Annotated in this window: 16 protein-coding genes and 1 tRNA gene; 10 read left to right on the top strand and 7 right to left on the bottom strand. The window is 72.7% G+C overall.

What is annotated here, in order from left to right:
- Positions 1 to 20 precede the first annotated feature (20 nt).
- Positions 21 to 518, bottom strand: a complete 498-nt coding sequence (locus tag J2S46_RS14315; protein ID WP_191289299.1) for a GNAT family N-acetyltransferase — start codon at positions 516 to 518, stop codon at positions 21 to 23.
- A gap of 165 nt (positions 519 to 683) precedes the next feature.
- Entirely contained in the window at positions 684 to 1,037 is a 354-nt protein-coding gene (locus J2S46_RS14310; protein WP_191289298.1) for a hypothetical protein, read from the bottom strand.
- Positions 1,038 to 1,098: 61 nt separating this feature from the next.
- Between J2S46_RS14310 and J2S46_RS14305 the strand changes: the two genes are divergently transcribed.
- The 4 genes from J2S46_RS14305 (at position 1,099) to J2S46_RS14290 (ending at position 6,869) form a co-directional block, all read left to right on the top strand.
- Positions 1,099 to 2,076, top strand: a complete 978-nt coding sequence (locus J2S46_RS14305) for a hypothetical protein (protein ID WP_191289297.1) — start codon at positions 1,099 to 1,101, stop codon at positions 2,074 to 2,076.
- Positions 2,063 to 2,197 (top strand): hypothetical protein, encoded by a 135-nt coding sequence (locus tag J2S46_RS14300; RefSeq protein WP_268255680.1) that lies wholly within the window; start codon positions 2,063 to 2,065, stop codon positions 2,195 to 2,197. Before J2S46_RS14305 ends, J2S46_RS14300 begins: the two co-directional genes overlap by 14 nt.
- Before the next feature lie 480 nt (positions 2,198 to 2,677).
- Positions 2,678 to 5,323 carry an aconitate hydratase AcnA gene (acnA, locus tag J2S46_RS14295; RefSeq protein ID WP_191289296.1) on the top strand — a complete coding sequence of 882 codons (2,646 nt, stop codon included), beginning with the start codon at positions 2,678 to 2,680 and terminating at the stop codon, positions 5,321 to 5,323.
- Positions 5,324 to 5,549: 226 nt separating this feature from the next.
- Positions 5,550 to 6,869, top strand: a complete 1,320-nt coding sequence (locus J2S46_RS14290; RefSeq protein ID WP_191289295.1) for a glycoside hydrolase family 18 protein — start codon at positions 5,550 to 5,552, stop codon at positions 6,867 to 6,869.
- Positions 6,870 to 6,932: 63 nt separating this feature from the next.
- On the opposite strand, the gene pepN is transcribed toward J2S46_RS14290, so the two are convergent.
- Positions 6,933 to 9,497, bottom strand: coding sequence for an aminopeptidase N (gene pepN, locus J2S46_RS14285; RefSeq protein WP_191289294.1), 2,565 nt, complete (start codon positions 9,495 to 9,497; stop codon positions 6,933 to 6,935).
- A gap of 220 nt (positions 9,498 to 9,717) precedes the next feature.
- On the opposite strand from pepN, the gene J2S46_RS14280 reads away from it, so the two are divergent.
- Positions 9,718 to 10,350, top strand: coding sequence for a mycothiol-dependent nitroreductase Rv2466c family protein (locus J2S46_RS14280; RefSeq protein WP_073927846.1), 633 nt, complete (start codon positions 9,718 to 9,720; stop codon positions 10,348 to 10,350).
- An 89-nt stretch (positions 10,351 to 10,439) separates the two neighbouring features.
- Here J2S46_RS14280 and J2S46_RS14275 read toward each other — a convergent pair whose 3' ends face one another.
- Positions 10,440 to 11,873, bottom strand: coding sequence for an amino acid permease (locus tag J2S46_RS14275; RefSeq protein ID WP_191289293.1), 1,434 nt, complete (start codon positions 11,871 to 11,873; stop codon positions 10,440 to 10,442).
- Positions 11,874 to 12,151: 278 nt separating this feature from the next.
- On the opposite strand from J2S46_RS14275, the gene J2S46_RS14270 reads away from it, so the two are divergent.
- The 4 genes from J2S46_RS14270 (at position 12,152) to J2S46_RS14255 (ending at position 15,965) form a co-directional block, all read left to right on the top strand.
- A complete protein-coding gene (locus tag J2S46_RS14270; protein WP_191289292.1) occupies positions 12,152 to 12,763 on the top strand; it encodes a biotin transporter BioY in 612 nt (203 codons plus the stop codon).
- A 141-nt stretch (positions 12,764 to 12,904) separates the two neighbouring features.
- Positions 12,905 to 13,390, top strand: coding sequence for a ribose-5-phosphate isomerase (locus J2S46_RS14265; protein WP_073927843.1), 486 nt, complete (start codon positions 12,905 to 12,907; stop codon positions 13,388 to 13,390).
- Between the two features lie 477 nt (positions 13,391 to 13,867).
- Complete coding sequence (locus J2S46_RS14260) at positions 13,868 to 15,100, top strand: SpoIIE family protein phosphatase (RefSeq protein ID WP_191289291.1); 1,233 nt, start codon at positions 13,868 to 13,870, stop codon at positions 15,098 to 15,100.
- A gap of 670 nt (positions 15,101 to 15,770) precedes the next feature.
- The gene (locus tag J2S46_RS14255) at positions 15,771 to 15,965 is read left to right on the top strand and encodes a hypothetical protein (protein WP_073927841.1); all 195 of its coding nucleotides are present in this window, start codon (positions 15,771 to 15,773) and stop codon (positions 15,963 to 15,965) included.
- 42 nt (positions 15,966 to 16,007) lie between these two features.
- Here the strand turns inward: J2S46_RS14255 and J2S46_RS14250 are convergent, their stop codons facing one another.
- Positions 16,008 to 16,793, bottom strand: a complete 786-nt coding sequence (locus tag J2S46_RS14250; protein ID WP_191289290.1) for a DUF6348 family protein — start codon at positions 16,791 to 16,793, stop codon at positions 16,008 to 16,010.
- Between the two features lie 121 nt (positions 16,794 to 16,914).
- Complete coding sequence (locus J2S46_RS14245) at positions 16,915 to 17,316, bottom strand: VOC family protein (protein WP_191289289.1); 402 nt, start codon at positions 17,314 to 17,316, stop codon at positions 16,915 to 16,917.
- A 194-nt stretch (positions 17,317 to 17,510) separates the two neighbouring features.
- On the opposite strand from J2S46_RS14245, the gene J2S46_RS14240 reads away from it, so the two are divergent.
- Positions 17,511 to 18,056, top strand: coding sequence for a DUF6197 family protein (locus J2S46_RS14240; protein ID WP_191289288.1), 546 nt, complete (start codon positions 17,511 to 17,513; stop codon positions 18,054 to 18,056).
- Between the two features lie 184 nt (positions 18,057 to 18,240).
- Here the strand turns inward: J2S46_RS14240 and J2S46_RS14235 are convergent.
- Positions 18,241 to 18,311 (bottom strand) — tRNA-Gly (locus J2S46_RS14235).
- Positions 18,312 to 18,365: the final 54 nt, after the last annotated feature.

The following is an 18,365-nucleotide window of genomic DNA, read 5'->3' as shown; positions in this document are numbered from 1 at the left end:
GCCGTGCCCGGTTGTGGAGATCAGCCAGCGGCCAGGCTCTTCGCCATGACCCGTTCCCGGCCGACGCCATCGGGCAGAAGATCGCCGGGCTCACCCGTGTCCGTGAAACCGCGCCGCTCGTAGAGCGCGGTTGCCTCGCGGTTGTCCGGCATGACGGACAACCGCAGCGTCGTGGCCCCGCGCTCCACCGCCCACCGCTCGACCGCCTGGATCAGGCAGTCGCCCACGCCCTTGCCCCGAGCCGTGGGGTCGACCCACATCGAGATCAACTCCACCTTCTCCGCTCCGTCGCCCGGCACTCCGCTGGCCATGCCCACCGGAAGGCCGTCCAGGAGCGCGACGAGATCGTGCGCGCCGGGGATCGACAGGCGGGCACGCCAGCGTTCCTCCCGGTCGCCCGCTCCCTGCCACTGGGCCAGTGTCGATCCGAACGCATAAGGCGCCTCGGCAAGGGCAGCCAGTCGCAACTCCCGCCAAAGGGGCCAGTCGTCCGATTTCAAGGTCCTTAGTTCAAGCATGATCCAGACCCTGCCCGCCCGCCGGGGCGGGCAGCAAGTCGATTACCACCGTGCACCGGGGTCGTTCACCCCTGCGACCGACCGAGACCGGGGAGCAACGGTGACTCGCGCACCCGCCGACCACGAGACTTCGGTGACCCTGTCCGGTCACGGCACCGGCCGCCGTCAGCCGGCCGCCAGGCCCCGCGCCACCAGCATCCCGGCCAGTACCGAGGCCGCGTTGGCGGTCAACGAGGCCGCGTGGGGCAGCGGTCCGCGACAGCCGGCGAGGCGTCCGACCAGGGCCGCCTCGACGGCGACGACGGCCAGCTCCGCGAGGGCGACGGCCGTCCAGTATTCTGCGGCGGTCGCGCCGGTGAAGCGGCCGAGGAACCACCAGAGCGGCGGGTGCGTCGCACAGTTGACCGCCACGGCCGCCGCCGCGGCGCGGGCCCGCCCGGCGCCGCCGAGCGCGAGGGCCCCGACGTACAGCGGCACCTCGACCAGCAGGGTGAGCGCGAAGGCGAGGAGATACGGCACGGGCGTGATCGTGCCAGGTGCGGGCCGGCGCCGGAACGCGGGGGACAGGGAGGGGACAAGAATGGCCACTGCGGCACTCGCCGCCCCGACACGCGGGGTGGGCGCCGCACCGCTGGCGGGGTTCCTCGCGGCCACCGTCCTGGCGCTGGCCGCCGCGCTGCGGGCGCCCGCAGGCACGGCCGTCCTCGGCCTCGCGCTCTTCGGCATCCTGCACAACGTCCTCGAACTGCGCTACGTCACCGGCCGCTTCGAGACCGTGCTGGCCGGGCCGTTCCTGAAGCTGCTGGTGGTGCTGATCACCGGCATCGTGCTGTGCCGGCTGCTGCCGGTCTCCGACGCCTCCCGCGCCGCCGAGATCATGCTGGTGTACGGGCTGCTGGCGGCGGCCTGCCTGCACGCCCTGCGCCGGCGCCCGTGGCTGCTGGCGGCGTCGGCGGTGCTCCTGCTGCTCGCGGCCGCCGCCTCGCTGAGTTTTCCGGGCTACCACTTCGTGGTGCTGACCCACCTGCACAACCTGGTGCCGCTGCTGTTCCTGCTGGAGTGGTCGCGCGGGCTGCCGCGCGGGCGGGCCGCGTTCATGGCGGTGCAGTGCGGCTGGGTGCTGGTCGTCCCGGCGCTGCTGCTCGGCGGGGCCCTGGACGGCTGGGCGGCGCCGGCCACCGCCACGGCCGACCGGCTGGCCGCCTCCTACACGCCGCCGGGCTGGCTGGACGGCTCGGCCGGGCTGCGCTTCGTGGCGGTCTTCGCCTTCCTGCAGACCATGCACTACGTCGTCTGGGTGTGGTTCCTGCCGCGCTACGCCCCCGAGGCGAGCGCCGCCTTCGAGCGCCGGGCCCCGGCCCTGCGCGGTCGCCGGGCCTGGGCGCTCGGGGTGGCGGCCGGCGCGGCGCTGGCCGTCCTGTTCGTCAGTGACTACGCCCAGGGCAAGGCCTTGTACGCGGCGTTGGCGAGCTACCACGCCTACCTCGAGTTCCCCGTCCTGCTCGTGCTCGTCCTAGGTATCGACCCCACCGGGAGGAACCCCCGTGCGTCTCGCTGACATCGCCCCCGAACCCGACGGGTCGGCCGGTCTGCTGGTGGCCGTGATCGTGGTGACCGCCGCCGTGCTCGTCGGGGTGGTGCTCCTGGTCCGGATCGCCCGCTCCCGCCGTCGGGACTGACCGCCCCCGCCGGCGGCCGGCCCGCCGCGCTGTCCGGTGCCGGTACCCCTGTCGCCGGGCGCCCGTACGGTCCGGCGCCCGGGCGGGCGGCGCCTGTGCCGCCAGGGGTCCGTGCCGCCAGGGGTCCGTGTCGTCCGGCGCCCTGGCGCGCGGCGCGCCGGGCCGCCTCCGGCCACCTGCCGCTTCCTCGCCGTTCGTGTCCCCGCGGGACCCTTGGCGGGTGAGCGGCCTGCCCCGCGTCATGTCCCGCGGGGCCGAATCCGGGCAGGGCGGCACACGGGCATGCCGGGCGCGTGCTTGCGCGAGACATGCACTATGGTTTATCTCGACATCGAGATAACTGCCCACTACTATTTATCTCGACATCAAGATACTTGCCGAGAGGCGCTCACCGGCGATCCGGGTTAGGTAGACCTAAGTTAGGCAGACCTTAGCACCGAGGGGCCGGGCACCGCACGAAGCACCTAAAAGGAGTCAGTCGTGTCCGCGAACAGCTTCGACGCCCGCAGCTCGCTGCAGGTGGGCGACGAGTCGTACGAGATCTTCAAGCTCTCCGCCGTCGAGGGCTCCGAGCGGCTGCCCTACAGCCTCAAGGTGCTGCTGGAGAACCTGCTCCGCACCGAGGACGGCGCGAACATCACCGCCGACCACATCCGGGCCCTGGGCAACTGGGACGCCACGGCGGAGCCGAGCGAGGAGATCCAGTTCACGCCCGCCCGCGTGATCATGCAGGACTTCACCGGCGTCCCGTGCGTGGTCGACCTCGCCACCATGCGTGAGGCCGTCAAGGAGCTGGGCGGCGACCCGGCGAAGATCAACCCGCTGGCCCCGGCCGAGCTGGTCATCGACCACTCCGTCATCGCCGACAAGTTCGGCACCAAGGACGCCTTCACCCAGAACGTCGAGATCGAGTACGGCCGCAACAAGGAGCGCTACCAGTTCCTGCGCTGGGGCCAGACCGCGTTCGACGAGTTCAAGGTCGTCCCCCCGGGCACCGGCATCGTCCACCAGGTCAACATCGAGCACCTGGCCCGTACGGTCATGGTCCGGGGCGGCCAGGCGTACCCCGACACCTGCGTCGGCACCGACTCGCACACCACCATGGTCAACGGCCTGGGCGTGCTGGGCTGGGGCGTCGGCGGCATCGAGGCCGAGGCCGCGATGCTCGGCCAGCCGGTCTCCATGCTGATCCCGCGCGTGGTGGGCTTCAAGCTCAACGGCCAGCTCCCGGCCGGCACCACCGCCACCGACCTGGTCCTCACCATCACCGAGATGCTGCGCAAGCACGGTGTGGTCGGCAAGTTCGTCGAGTTCTACGGCGAGGGCGTCACCGCGATCCCGCTGGCGAACCGCGCCACCATCGGCAACATGTCGCCGGAGTTCGGCTCGACCTGTGCGATCTTCCCGATCGACGCCGAGACCATCAGCTACCTCAAGCTCACCGGCCGCGACGCGCAGCAGCTCGCCCTGGTCGAGGCGTACGCCAAGGAGCAGGGCCTCTGGCACGACCCGTCGGTCGAGCCGGTCTACTCCGAGTACCTGGAGCTGGACGTCTCCACCGTCGTCCCGTCGATCTCCGGCCCGAAGCGCCCGCAGGACCGCGTGATCCTGGCCGAGGCCGCCGAGCGCTTCGCCGAGGCGCTGCCGACGTACTCCTCCGAGGCCTCGAAGCCGACCACCGTCACCGCCCCCGACGGCTCGTCGTACGAGATCGACAACGGCGCGGTCGTGATCGCCTCGATCACCTCCTGCACCAACACCTCCAACCCCTCCGTCATGCTGGGCGCGGCCCTGCTGGCGAAGAAGGCCGTGGAGAAGGGCCTGCACGTCAAGCCGTGGGTCAAGACCACCCTGGCCCCCGGGTCCAAGGTCGTCATGGACTACTACGAGAAGGCCGGCCTGCTCCCGTACATGGAGAAGCTGGGCTTCAACCTGGTCGGCTACGGCTGCGTCACCTGCATCGGCAACTCGGGCCCGCTGCCCGAGGAGGTCTCGGCCGCCGTCAACGAGTCGGACCTCGCGGTCGTCTCGGTGCTCTCCGGCAACCGCAACTTCGAGGGCCGGATCAACCCGGACGTCAAGATGAACTACCTGGCCTCGCCGCCGTTGGTGGTCGCCTACGCCCTGGCCGGCAACATGAACGTCGACATCACCAAGGACGCCCTGGGCCAGGACGCCGACGGCAACGACGTCTTCCTCGCCGACATCTGGCCGACCGAGAAGGAGGTCGCCGACACGGTGGCCGGCTCGATCGACGAGGCCATGTTCGACAAGGGCTACCAGGACGTCTTCGCCGGTGACCACCGCTGGCAGTCGCTCCCCGTCCCGACCGGCAACACCTTCGAGTGGGACGCCGAGTCGACCTACGTCCGCAAGCCCCCTTACTTCGAGGGCATGGCCAAGACCCCGAGCCCGGTGAGCGACATCGCCGGCGCCCGCGTGCTGGCCAAGCTGGGCGACTCGGTCACCACCGACCACATCTCCCCGGCCGGCAACATCAAGCCGGGCACCCCGGCCGCGCAGTACCTGACCGAGAACGGCGTGGAGAAGCGCGACTTCAACTCGTACGGCTCGCGTCGCGGCAACCACGAGGTGATGATCCGCGGCACCTTCGCGAACATCCGCCTGCGCAACCAGATCGCCGAGGGCACCGAGGGCGGCTACACCCGCGACTTCACCCAGGCCGACGCGCCGGTGTCGTTCATCTACGACGCCTCGCAGAACTACCAGGCCGCCGGCATCCCGCTGGTCGTCCTGGCGGGCAAGGAGTACGGCTCGGGCTCGTCCCGCGACTGGGCCGCCAAGGGCACCGCGCTGCTCGGCGTCAAGGCCGTCATCGCCGAGTCCTACGAGCGCATCCACCGCTCGAACCTGATCGGCATGGGCGTCCTGCCGCTGCAGTACCCGGCCGGCCAGACCGCCGAGTCGCTGGGCCTGACCGGCGAGGAGACCTTCTCCTTCACCGGTGTGACCGAGCTCAACGAGGGCCGCACCCCGAAGACCGTCAAGGTCACCGCGGGTGACGTCAGCTTCGACGCGGTCGTGCGCATCGACACCCCCGGCGAGGCGGACTACTACCGCAACGGCGGCATCCTGCAGTACGTGCTGCGCAGCCTGATCGGCTGACCGACGCCGTAGGCACCGGGCCGGGCCGCATCCCCACGGGGGTGCGGCCCGGCCTTCGTCGTGCCAGGAACCGTGCCCGGACGGGATGTTGGCGGCCCGTCCGGGCGAATCCGTGGGCCGCTACCCCTTGTGCGGAGGTGCCCGAGTGGACTAAACCTCTGTTTCAGCTTGGTCCAGACCATTAAGTGCTGACTCAGAGAGAGCCACGGGGTCTTCTCGTATGCGCATGCCCAGCCGCACGGCCGCCCTCCTCGCCGCCCTCACGGTGGCGACCCTGGCGGCGGCTCCCGCCGCCCAGGCCCACGACGACCACCACGCACCCCGCCTGAAGGGCCAGCGCGTCGGCTACTTCACCCAGTGGGGCATCTACAGCGGCTTCTCCGCCAAGAAGGTGCAGGACTCCGGCCAGGCCGGGAAGCTCACCGTCATCAACTACGCCTTCGGCAACGTCTCCTCGGACGGCACCTGCTTCGAGGCCAACGCGGCCGGTGTCGGTGACGCCTGGGCCGACTACCAGCGCCCGGTCGGCGCCGAGGAGTCGGTGGACGGCGTCGCCGACACCGCCGAGCAGCCGCTCAAGGGCAACTTCAACCAGCTGCGCAAGCTCAAGGCCAAGAACCCCCAGCTCAAGTCGGTGATCTCGCTGGGTGGTTGGAGCTGGTCGAAGTACTTCTCGGACGCCGCGCTCACCGACGCCTCGCGCAAGAAGTTCGTCGCCTCCTGCATCGACCTGTACATCAAGGGCAACCTCCCGCAGCTCGGCTCGGCCGAGGGCGGCGCCGGCGCCGGCGCGGGCACCTTCGACGGCATCGACATCGACTGGGAGTACCCGGGCGGCGGCGGTGACGCCGGCAACATCGTGCGCCCGGAGGACGGCCGCAACTACACCCTGCTGATGCAGGAGTTCCGCAAGCAGCTGGACGCGCTGAGCGGCCGCAAGGGCCCGCACTACCTGCTGACCGCCGCCGTCGCCTCCAACGAGGGCCGCGCCGACCAGCTGGAGCTGCGCAAGGTCGCCAAGTCGGTGGACTGGCTCAACCTGATGACCTACGACCTGCACGGCAGCTGGGACACCCTCGGGCCGACCAACCACAACGCGAACCTGTACGCGGACAAGGCCGACCCGGCCACCGACAACAAGTTCTACAGCGTCGACCGGGTGGTCCAGCACTACCTGGACAACGGCCTGCCCGCCGACAAGGCCGTGCTCGGCGTGCCGTTCTACGGCTACGGCTGGACGGGCGTGCCGGCCGGCACCCGCAGCGGCCTCTTCCAGCCGGCGACCGGCCTGGCCCGGGGCGGCAGCCTGCCCTACAACCAGATCAAGGACCTGCCCGGCAAGGTCAGTTACGACCGCCAGCACGGGGCGACCTGGAAGTACGACGGCACCGAGTTCTGGTCCTTCGACACCCCCGAGCTGCTCACCCGCAAGGCCGAGTACTCGCGCTGGAACGACCTGGCCGGCGTGATGGCCTGGGCGCTGGACAACGACGACGCCCAGGGCTCGCTGGTGAAGGCGCTGGACAAGGGCCTGCAGGGCCGCTGAGCCGGCGAAGGGGCCGTCCGGGGTGGGAGTGCCACCCCGGACGGCCCCTTCCGCGTGCCGGGGTCAGACGCGGTCGCAGGCCTGGGCCCGCAGCGCCCGGGCCAGGTCGTCCCGGCACTCCAGCACGAGCCGGCGCAGCGCGGGCGCAGCGTCCGGGTGGCCGCTCAGCCAGGCGTCGGCGGCGGCCAGCGTCCGGGTGCTGATCTGCAGCCGGGGGAAGAACCCGCCGACGATGCGCATCGCGATCTCGATGGTGCGCTCCGCCCAGATCCGCTCCAGCACCCCGAAGTACCGCTCGGCGTACGGGGCGGTGAGCTCGCGCTGGCCGGCCGGGGCGAAGCCCGCGATCTGCGCCTCCACCAGGGCGTTGGGCAGCTCGTCGGACTCGATCACGGCGGACCAGGCGGCGGCCTTGGCCTCGGGGGTCGGGCGGGCGGCCAGGCACTGGGTGTACTGCCGCCGGCCGCCGGCGGTGTTGTCGGCGGCGAGTTCGCCGGCCAGTTCCTCGTCGGTCGCCTCGCCGGCGGCGGCGAGCGCCAGCCAGAACGACCAGCGCAGCTCCTGGTCGACGGCCAGGCCGTCGATCCGGGCGCTGCCGGCCAGCAGGCCGCGGACCAGGCGCAGGTGCTCGGAGCCGCTCGCGGTCTGGGCCAGGAAGCGTGCCCAGGCCAGCTGGTGGTCGCCGCCGGGCGCGGCGGCGCGCAGCTCCCGCAGCGCGCCCTCGGCGAGCAGCCGGCCGCCCTCGGCCCGCCAGGCCGGGTCGGCGTAGAGGTCGACCGCGTCCTTGACCTGCTGGTGCAGGGACTGCAGGACGCCGATGTTGGACTCCTGCCCGGCGAACCGCAGCACCAGCGCGACGTAGTCGCGGGCGGGCATCAGGCCGTCCCGGGTGAGGTTCCAGACCGCCGACCAGCTGAGCGCCCGGGCGAGGCCGTCGCTGATGTCGCCGAGGCCGGTGCGCAGGGTCTCCAGCGACTCCGCGTCGAAGCGGATCTTGCAGTACGTGAGGTCGTCGTCGTTGACCAGCACCAGGGCCGGCCGGGGCCGCCCGGCGAGTTCGGCGACGACCGTGCGCGCGCCGGTGACGTCGAGCTCGATCCGGTCGGTGCGCACCAGGGCGCCGTCCGCGTCCCGGTCGTAGCAGCCGACGGCGACCCGGTGCGGGCGCTGCGGCTCGCCGTCCTGCAGGACGGCGAGCTCGGTGATCCGGCCCTCCGCGTCGACGGTGAGCTGCGGGGTGAGCGCGTTGACGCCCGCGGTCTGCAGCCAGGCGCGGGCCCAGGAGGTGAGGTCGCGCCCGCTGGTCTCCTCCAGCGCGCCGAGCAGGTCGTCCAGGACGGTGTTGCCGTAGGCGTGCCGCTTGAAGTAGCGCCTGGCGCCCTCGAAGAAGGCGTCCCGTCCGACGTACGCCACCAACTGCTTGAGCACCGCGGCGCCCTTGGCGTAGGTGATGCCGTCGAAGTTGAGCTTGGCGTCCTCCAGGTCCCGGATGTCGGCGGTGATCGGGTGGGTGGTCGGGAACTGGTCCTGCCGGTAGGCCCAGGCCTTGCGCTGGTTGGCGAAGGTGATCCAGGCCGAGCCGTACTTGGTGCCCGCGGCGAGCAGCGCGTACGAGCCCATGAAGTCGGCGAAGGACTCCTTCAGCCACAGGTCGTCCCACCAGCGCATGGTGACCAGGTCGCCGAACCACATGTGCGCCATCTCGTGCAGGACGACGTTGGCCCGGCCCTCGTAGGCGGCCTCGGTGACCTTGGAGCGGAAGATGAACTCCTCGCGGAAGGTCACACAGCCGGGGTTCTCCATCGCGCCGATGTTGTACTCGGGGACGAAGGCCTGGTCGTACTTGCCGAACGGGTACGGGTAGTCGAACTCCTGGTGGAAGTAGTCCAGGCCCTGCTTGGTGACGCCGAGGATCTCGTCCGCGTCGAAGTAGGGGGCCAGCGACCTGCGGCAGAGCGCCGAGAGCGGGATCTCCAGGGTGCTGCCGTCGGGCAGTTCGCGGCTGTAGTGGTCGCGCTCGACGTGGTACGGGCCGGCCACCACGGCGGTGAGGTACGTCGAGATCGGCCGGGTCGGCGCGAACTCCCAGGTGCGGGCGGTGCCTTCGTCCTTGACGTTCTCGTGGACGGCGTTCGACCAGACGTCCCAGGCGGCCGGCGCGGTCACCGAGAAGGTGAACGGCGCCTTCAGGTCGGGCTGTTCGAAGTCGGCGAAGACCCGGCGGGCGTCGGCCGGCTCGTAGTGGGTGTAGAGGTAGGTCTCGCCGTCCGCGGGGTCCGTGAACCGGTGCAGGCCCTCGCCGGTGCGGCTGTACGCGCAGTCCGCCTCCACCTCCAGGACGTTCTCCGCGGCCAGGCCCGCCAGGGTGATCCGGGCGCCGTCGAAGACCTCGGCCGGGGCCAGCTCGCGGCCGTTGAGGCGCACCGAGCGCACGGCGGGTGCCAGCAGGTCCACGAAGGTGGCGGTGCCCGGCTCGGAGCAGCGGAAGCCGATGGTGGTGCTGGAGCGGAAGGTACCGGCCGCGGGGTCGGTGGCCGAGGTCACGTCGAGGTGCACCCGGTAGCCGTCCACCTCCAGGATGCCGGCCCGCTGCTGGGCTTCCTCACGGCTCAGGTTCTTGCCCGGCACGGCGGTACTCCTTTGTCCGGCTCGCACGGTGGTGCGTTCTGCGGTCCGCGGGCCGCTGGTCGGCGGCCGGCGCTTTCCCGGGCATCCTTTCACGGGCCCGCCGGTCGGTACCATTGCACAGGCCGGTGACGGCCGGGCGGAATCAGCGGGCGGGTTGGGGCGTTGGGCCCTTGGGTACTACCCGTGTCCGGAGCCCGACTCACCGAAGGATCACAAGGCCGTGACTGCTGCCGAAGACCGCAAGACCGCCGACTTCTGGTTCGACCCGCTGTGCCCCTGGGCCTGGATGACCTCGCGCTGGCTGATCGAGGTTCAGCAGCTGCGCCCGGTGGACGTGCGCTGGCACGTGATGAGCCTGGCCGTGCTCAACGAGGACAAGGACATCCCGCCGGCCTACCGCGAGCTGCTCGCCGGCGCCTGGGGCGCGGTCCGGGTCTGCATCGCGGCCGCCGAGAAGCACGGCGACGAGGTGCTCGGCCGGCTCTACACCGAGATCGGCACCCGCTTCCACAACCAGGCCCTGCCGCGCGACCGCGCCACCATCGAGGCCGCCCTGGTCGCCGCCGGCCTGCCGGCCGAGCTGGCGGACGCCGCCGACACCGACATCCACGACGAGGCCCTGCGCGCCTCGCACGCCGAGGGCATCGGCCTGGTCGGCGAGGAGGTCGGCACCCCGGTGATCGCGGTCGAGGGGGCGGACGGCGAGCGCGTCGCCTTCTTCGGCCCGGTCGTCACCCCGACCCCGCGCGGCGAGGCCGCCGCCCGGCTGTGGGACGGCACCCTGCTGGTCGCCTCCACCCCCGGCTTCTACGAGATCAAGCGCACCCGTACGGCCGGCCCGTCCTTCGAGTAGGCGGCGCGGGCGGTACGACGAAGGGCCTCGTGCCCGTCCGGTCAGGACGGGCACGAGGCCCTTCGTCGTGCGGGTCGCGGCCCGCGCCGTCAGGGACGCAGCGCGCGGGTGCGGGCGTCGCGGCGCTGCTTGAGGTAGCCGCCCAGCGAGAGCACCGCGACCAGCACGCCCGCCGCGTACAGCTGCTCGCGGTTGCCCTCGGTGGTGGTCATCAGGCCGAGGATGGCGAGGACCGCCAGCAGCGCTGCCCAGGTCAGGTACGGGAAGCCCCACATCCGGACGGTGAGCAGCTCGGGGGCCTCGCGCTCCAGCCGGCGGCGCATCCGCAGCTGGACGACGCAGATGAAGAACCAGACCACCAGGATGGCCACGCCGGTGGTGTTCATCAGCCAGGTGAACACGGTGTCCGGCCAGAACTTGCCGGCCAGCACGGCGCCGAAGCCGAAGCCGCAGGAGGCGATCACGGCCAGCCGGGGCACCCCGCCGCTGATCTTCGCCAGGGCCTTCGGACCCTGGCCGCGGGCGACCAGCGAGTACGCCATCCGGGAGGAACCGTAGATGTTGGCGTTCATCGCGGAGAGCAGCGCGATCAGGACCACGACCTCCATGATGGTGCCCGCGCCGGGCACGCCCAGGTGCTGCAGGACGGTCACGTACGGGCCGTTCTCGACGATCGACGGGTCCTTCCAGGAGACCAGCGTGACGACCAGGGCCATCGAGCCGATGTAGAAGATCGCGATCCGCCAGACCGCGGTGCGCACCGCGTTGGCGACGCTGCGCCGCGGGTCCTCGGACTCGGCGGCGGCGATGGTGACGGTCTCCAGGCCGCCGTAGGCGAACACCGAGGCCAGCAGGCCGACGATCAGGCCGCTGGTGCCGTTGGGCAGGAACCCGCCCTGACCGGTCAGGTTGCCGGTGCCGGGGTGGCCGTCGCCGAGCACGCCCAGCACGCCCAGGGTGCCCAGGACGAGGAACGCGACGATCGCGGCCACCTTGACGGCGGCGAACCAGAACTCGAACTCGCCGAAGTTCTTCACGGCGGTCAGGTTGCTGGCGCAGAAGAAGGCCATGAATATGCCGACCCAGACCCAGGCCGAGACGCCGGGCACCCAGCCGTTCATGATCTTGCCGGCCGCGGTGGCCTCGGCGGCGACGCCGCAGCAGAGCATCACCCAGTACATCCAGCCGCTGGTGACCCCGGCCCACGGGCCGAGCTCCTTCTCCGCGTGCACCGAGAAGGAGCCGGAGGCCGGCCGGGCCGCCGACATCTCGCCGAGCATCCGCATGATCAGCATGACCAGCAGGCCGGAGAGGGTGAAGGCCAGGATGACGGCGGGGCCGGCGGCCGCGATGCCCGCGCCCGAGCCGACGAAGAGACCGGCCCCGATGACGCCGCCGAGGGCGATCATCGAGAGGTGCCGCTGCTTGAGTCCGTGGGCGAGCCGGGGGCCGTCGGCCGGTGCGGGGGCCGAGGTCGGGGCGGACGTCTCTTCGATCGCCGGTGGCGCGGTGATACGGGCCATGAGGGTGGTCCAGACTGTTCGGATACCGGGTGGAGCGGTCCAATATCCGGTGCCACCTCTGTCCATGCCAAGAAACCCGGGCCGGGGCTCAGCATGCGGACCGGATCATGACGAACCGTGACCGGATCCGTGCCATCCGGTCACGGTGGGTGCTGTCGGTCACGCCGATCCCGACAACGGCGCCGGGCGGCCCTTTGTCGGTTTCCCTGACGGTGCCGCAGCTGCCGGACGCGTAGGTTCACAAGGGTTGACCGGCTTCCAGACTGCGGAGATCCCCGATGGCCACTGCCAGCACCACCGCCAGCACCCCGATAAGCACCGGCGCCGTCCTCGCCGACCTGCTGCCCTCGGCGTCCACCCGCCTCGGCGCGCAGGCCCGCGACCTCGCCCTCGTGGCAGGCGGCGCGGCCCTCACCGGGCTGGCGGCCCAGCTCTCGGTGAACGTCCCCGGCTCGCCCGTGCCGGTCACCGGCCAGACCTTCGCCGCGCTGCTGGTGGGCACCGCCCTCGGCGCCCGCCGCGGTATCGCCTCGCTCGGCCTCTACCTGCTCGCCGGCATGGCCGGCCTGCCCTGGTTCGCCCAGGGCACCTCGGGCTGGGCGATGCCCTCGCTCGGTTACGTGATCGGCTTCGTCCTGGCGGCCGGTCTCACCGGCGCGCTCGCCCGCCGCGGCGCCGACCGCAGCCCGTTGCGGACCGCCGGCGCGATGATCCTCGGCACCCTCGCCATCTACGCCGTCGGCGTCCCGTACCTGGCCGTCGCGCTGCACGTCCCCCTCGCCCGCGCGGCCGAACTCGGCCTCTACCCGTACCTGGTGGGCGACGGCCTGAAGGCCCTGCTGGCGATGGGGGCGCTCCCGCTGGTCTGGAAGCTCCTCAAGCGCGGCTGAGCGCTCCCGGCGCGCCGCTGGGCCCCCGGCGGGCCGGCGCGCGCGGGGGTCCCGGCCGGCGGCGGGGGGCCGCGCCGGCCGTGCGAGGCACGGCCGAGCCCCTGCCGCGGTCGGCCGAGGGCGCATGCCACACTCATACGCATGCGCGTGTACCTGGGTTCCGACCATGCCGGATTCGACCTCAAGAACCACCTCGTCCAGTGGCTGAAGGAGGCCGGCCACGAGCCGGTCGACTGCGGACCGCTCATCTACGACGCCGAGGACGACTACCCGCCGTTCTGCCTGCGCGCCGCCGAGCGCACCGCCGCCGACCCCGAGGCGCTGGGCATCGTGATCGGTGGTTCGGGCAACGGCGAGGCGATCGCCGCGAACAAGGTCAAGGGCGTCCGCGCCGCGCTGGCCTGGAGCGAGCAGACCGCCGAGCTGGGCCGCGAGCACAACAACGCCAACGTGATCAGCATCGGCGGCCGGATGCACACCGAGGACGAGGCGACCAAGTTCGTCGAGATCTTCCTCAACACCCCGTACAGCGGCGCCGACCGGCACACCCGCCGGATCGAGATGCTCAGCGACTACGAGATCACCGGCGAGCTGCCCCCGATCCCGGCGCACCACCCGCAGGGCTGATCCCCCCTCACGACCACGTTCGTACGGCCGGCCGCTCGCCCGCAGCGGCCGGCCGTCGCCGTTCCGGGCCGCGCGGCACCCGGGACGCCGTGATCGGCCGCGGCCCGCCCGGTCGGCTGCCACCGCTTCGCCCGGTCGCCTGCCCGCAGGGCCGCCCGGCCGGCCGTTCGTCCGGCCGGATGTGCCCTTCCGTCCGCCCGCTTCTGCCCTTCCGTCCGCAGCCCGGCGCGGGTGCGGCAGGGCGCGGCTGTGGCGTGCGACACAGCAGTGGCAGCGCCCGGGGGCGCGCGGAGAGCACCGCGCGCGTCCCGCGCACACCGCGCTCCTGTTCCGCCGACCCACCCGTCCAAGCCTGTTGACGGAACGGTTGGCCGCTGCGGCACTCGGCCGAAACCCGTTGGCGCCCCGCAGGAACTCCGGACGGCACTCGCGCATCCCGTCGACGGCGGCCAGTGCCGGTGGATATGGTCGGACCCCATGGCTGGCAGACCTCCGGGCGCAGCGCCCCAGACAACAGCGACGAGGCCCGACGCCGCCCAGGTGGCCACGGACCCCGTCGCGGCCAGGCTGCGCAAATGGCAGCGCAAGGTCCGTCGCAAACTCCGCACGGCGGGCGTCGACTACTTCCGCGGCGGCGCCGCCGACTGGCCCGTCCTCGGCGCGCTCGCCCTGCTCGTCCCGGTCCTGGTGGTGCTCAACGTCTGGGCCCCCGCCTGGGCCCCTCCCACCGCCCTCGTCCTGCCGATCCTGGCCGCCGCCCTGCTGCTGCGCCCCGGCAGCCTGGTGGTCCTCTACGCGCTGGCCGCGGTCGGACTCTCCGCCGAGTCGGTCATCCACACCGGCGAGCGGGTCGCCAGCGAGAACCCCGACGCCTACACCTACGGCGTCACCCCCGGCGCCGCCCTGGTGGTCGGCGCGGCCGGGGTGGCCGGCCTGCTGCTGGCGCAGTTCCGCAGCCGGGTCGGCGTGCCCTGGTGGGGCGGGTCCACGATGCTCTTCGACCTCCGCGAGCGCCTGCGGGTGCAGAGCCGGGTGCCCGAGCTGCCGGTGGGCTGGCACGCCGACATGGCGCTGCGCCCGGCCGGCGGGCAGTCCTTCTCCGGGGACTTCGTGGTCGCCTCCCGCACCGGCCCCGCCCAGCGCGTGCTGGAGGTGGTGCTGGCGGACGTCTCCGGCAAGGGCATGGACGCCGGCTCCCGGGCCCTGCTGCTCTCGGGCGCCTTCGGCGGCCTGCTCGGCTCGCTGCCCGCGCACGAGTTCCTCCCCGCGGCCAACGGCTACCTGCTGCGGCAGTCCTGGGACGAGGGCTTCGCCACCGCCGTCCACCTGGTGCTGGACCTGGACACCGGCGAGTACGAGCTGCTCTCGGCGGGCCACCTGCCCGGTATGCAGCGGCTCTCCGGCGCCGGGCGCTGGGAGGTCAAGGAGACCACCGAGGGCCCGCTGCTCGGGATCTACGACGGCGCCAAGTTCGAGGGCGTCCGGGGCCGGCTGAACCGCGGTGACGTGCTGATGCTCTGCACCGACGGGATGGTGGAGGCGCCCGGCCGGGACCTCTCCGAGGGCATGGACCGGCTGATGGGGGAGGCGGACCGGCTGGTGCCGGGCGCCGGCCCGGCCAGCCGGCACGGCGCGGCCGCCCGCCTGATCGAGACGGTGGCCAAGGACATCAACGACGACCGCGCGGTCCTGCTGCTCTGGCGCGACTGACCGGAGGTCACCCTGGCCGGCGCGCCCGTCCGAAGGTGCGGTCGGTCCGTGCGGCCCGGTCGGCTGCCCGGCCCCGGGGCTCCGCGCCGCTCGCCGTCACCCGTCGTGGCTCCCCGCCGGCCCTGCCGGCCCGCCGACCTGGCCGGACGGGCGTCACCGGGGCGTCGCCGCCCACCCCTCGTGGCCCGTTCGCCCCGGTGCATGTGCCGCTGTCAACCCCTGTTCCGCGGCGCAGCTGATCTTCGGCCATTCCTGGTCGGCGGTCAGGGGAGCGCGGGCCCCCCGCGCGCGCTCCCTCGGACCGGCGCCTGCCGGTGCCCCCGCACCGTTCAGCGCCGCCCCGCCGACGATCCGTCAGCACCGCTCCGCTATCGTCTCGGTCGGCGGAAATTCGTCTCACATCGCAGGATCTCGGGCTCCTGCTGCCGGTAACACCTTTACGCAACCCGCACGGTCGACCACACTGAGTCCGGGCGGGACTGGTTGTGACTCGGGGACTCGGGGGATTGGGGGCGTCAGGTGCGGCGCGGTATGCACCGTAGGGCCGCCGGGCGCGCCGACCGCGATGCGATCGATCGACTTCCGCCTCGGGACCGTCGGACAGACCGGGGTCCGGCTTCGCACGGAGCTTCTGGGCGAAGCTCCCAATGAAACGAGGAAGTGAGTCCGGGTGGCACTCTCCGTCTCCGCGCTGGTCCTGTTCGGCGTCATCTGCATCATCTTCATCCGCAACAAGCAGCTGAAGATCGGTCACGCGATCCTGGCCGCGCTCTTCGGCTTCATGCTCAACCAGAGCACGGCCGCCAAGCCGATCCAGGACTTCCTCAGCCAGTTGGCGAAGACCATCTCCGGCGTCGCCAGCTGACGGGTCAGTAGGCCCCGGCGGCCGGGACGGGGCCCGACAGGGCTACTGGCCGGCCCGCCGGGCCTGGCGCCACCGGCCGAGCAGTCCGCGCGGGCGCACCCGCGCCGGTCCCGTCGTGGGCACCGGTGCCGATCCGGCATGCCCCGGGGCGGCGGGGGAGAGGCCTTCCGCCGTGCTCAGCAGGATGAACAGGCGGGCCCAGCAGAGCCGTTCGCCGCGCGGCCAGTCCAGCGCGCGCAGGGCCGCCGACGCGGCCTCGGACACCTCGCCGTCGACCCGGACCTCGGCCACGTCGTCACCGGCCTTGCCGCCCAGGAACAACTTGACGCCGTGGACCGGCGGACCGCTCAGTGCCGGCAGCAGCGCGGGGGCGAGCGCCGGCAGCACCTGGTGCTCCGACAGCCACTGGGCCAGCCGCTCGTTGCCGAAGCCGAACACGGCCGCCGGGCCCTGGACGGCCTGCCAGCCCGGCAGTTCCCGGGGCTCGTAGTGGTCGCCGTGCTCGCCCCGCCCGTCCTGCACCTCGACCAGCGTGGCGGCGGTGGTGGTCGCCCACATCCGGACGGCGTTGGCGAGCTTCTCCTCCTCGGTCTGCCCGAGCCCCGCCGCGCAGTCCCAGACGACGGGGGCGTCCGCCCGGCCGAGCCGCAGCACGAAGCCGAGGTCGACGTGCCCGGCGCCGTCCTGGCCGGGGTGCTCGCGGACGGCCACCGCCGTCGTCCCGGGGCCGCGGACCACACTGCCCTCGACCGTGAACTCCTGACCGAGCCGTGCCATCTCCTGGACCACGCTGCGTTGTATGACGTCCAGTCGCTCCTGGGGACGCACGGGACACTCCTCACCCTTGAAGCTCGAACGCCCGGGTGGGGCTCGAACGTACGGTCCGGCGTCGAACTGACGTCGGACGCCAGCGAGGCTATCGGCCGTGGCCCCGGCCGGGAAACCGTCCTCACGCGGGCGGCGTCAGCCACTCCTGCAGTTCCACCAGGTTCCCCTCGGGATCGGTGAGGTAGGCCACCCGCAGGCGTCCCCACTGCACCTGGGGCTCCGCCAGCAGCTCGTGCCCCCGGGCGGCGATCCGGGCGGCCGCCTCGTCCACGCTGTCGACCTTGAGCACGACCAGGGCCCGGGGGCCTCCGGGGGTTCCGGTGTCGAGGGCCCCGTCCGGCAGTGCCCGGGCGAAGTGCTCCCGCTGCTGCAGGGTCACGGCCGCCGCGCCGGCCGGCGGGCTCAGCTTGCCGTACGGGCCGCTCTCGTCGTCCTGCTGCGGGGTCAGTCCCAGGACGTCCCGGTAGAAGCGGAAGCAGCTGCCGAAATCGTCCACGAGCAGCCGTACTTGCGTGAGTTCCATGCTGTCCTCCCCGAGTCCGGCGGCGGTCCGCCGCCGGACGGGAGCCTACGCCGGGGGTGCGGCCCCGGGGTGGGTGGCCCGGTGGTCGGGAGCGGGCCGGGCGGAGCCGGGGCGCGGCGCCCCGGCTAGCGGAATGCGCCGGTATGCACCATTTTGGGTAGCAATACCCGCCGGCCCGCGCAGGAGCAGACGCCATGACCCGCACCACTCCGAGGCCCCCGCCCCCGCCGTTCGTCCTCACCCCGGACGGCTCCGGCCTCGCCGAGGAGATCGAGGCCTACCTCGCCACCCTCCCGGCCCCGGCCCGGCACCCGGCGATCCCGTACGTCGCACCGCTCGGCAGCGTCGTCCAGCCCTGGAACGCCGCCCACCCGCTGCCCCGGCCCACCCTGCTCGACCGGATCGCCCGCCGCCCGCCCCGCCCCCTGCGCCTCACCGCGGCCGGTCACCTGCGGCTGACCTCGCGCTACATCGGCGCCTTCGGCTGGCTCCAGGGCGCCATGTGGGACGAGGCCGGCCGGGTCTGCCTGCTCGGCGCCCAGGCGGCCGTCCTCGCCCACGGCTACGGCACCCCGCTGACCGTCCAGACCGCCCGCGTCCAGGTGATGGAGATCCTGCACGCCACCGGACGCCCGGTCAGCTCCCCCGACGAGTACAACGACCGCCCCACCACCCGTGAGGCCGACATCCACCAGCTCCTCGACCGGGCCGCCGCCCGCGCCCAGTCGCTCGGGCTCTGACCGCGCCCGGCCCCTCGGCCTCCGACCGCCCTGCGGCGTGGCTCCGGCCCTGAACCCCACCCGGGCGTGGATCAGGGCCGGAGGCGGTGACGGGTGCCGGCCGGCGCCCCCCAACGGCAATGCCCCGCAACGACTTCGGCCCCTGGCCGGCGGAAGTACCGCCGGCCAGGGGCCGAAGTGACGGAGCGGGCGACGAGAATCGAACTCGCGTGGCTAGTTTGGAAGACTAGGGCTCTACCATTGAGCTACGCCCGCACGCGTGCCCGGGAGCACGCACCCCGCGGCCGTTGCCGGTCGCGAGGACGGGGC

Source organism: Kitasatospora herbaricolor (genome assembly GCF_030813695.1).
In the GTDB taxonomy this organism is placed as follows: domain Bacteria; phylum Actinomycetota; class Actinomycetes; order Streptomycetales; family Streptomycetaceae; genus Kitasatospora; species Kitasatospora herbaricolor.
The sequence above is the reverse complement of the archived record's forward strand: the minus strand, read 5'-3'. Positions and strand labels throughout refer to the sequence as shown.

Coding starts and splice junctions, on each gene's coding strand:
- J2S46_RS14315 (WP_191289299.1), bottom strand. CDS start 518: ATGCTTGAACTAAGGACCTTGAAATCGGACGACTGGCCCCTTTGGCGG.
- J2S46_RS14290 (WP_191289295.1), top strand. CDS start 5,550: ATGCCCAGCCGCACGGCCGCCCTCCTCGCCGCCCTCACGGTGGCGACC.
- J2S46_RS14260 (WP_191289291.1), top strand. CDS start 13,868: ATGGCTGGCAGACCTCCGGGCGCAGCGCCCCAGACAACAGCGACGAGG.
- J2S46_RS14275 (WP_191289293.1), bottom strand. CDS start 11,873: ATGGCCCGTATCACCGCGCCACCGGCGATCGAAGAGACGTCCGCCCCG.
- J2S46_RS14265 (WP_073927843.1), top strand. CDS start 12,905: ATGCGCGTGTACCTGGGTTCCGACCATGCCGGATTCGACCTCAAGAAC.
- J2S46_RS14240 (WP_191289288.1), top strand. CDS start 17,511: ATGACCCGCACCACTCCGAGGCCCCCGCCCCCGCCGTTCGTCCTCACC.
- J2S46_RS14305 (WP_191289297.1), top strand. CDS start 1,099: ATGGCCACTGCGGCACTCGCCGCCCCGACACGCGGGGTGGGCGCCGCA.
- J2S46_RS14270 (WP_191289292.1), top strand. CDS start 12,152: ATGGCCACTGCCAGCACCACCGCCAGCACCCCGATAAGCACCGGCGCC.
- J2S46_RS14245 (WP_191289289.1), bottom strand. CDS start 17,316: ATGGAACTCACGCAAGTACGGCTGCTCGTGGACGATTTCGGCAGCTGC.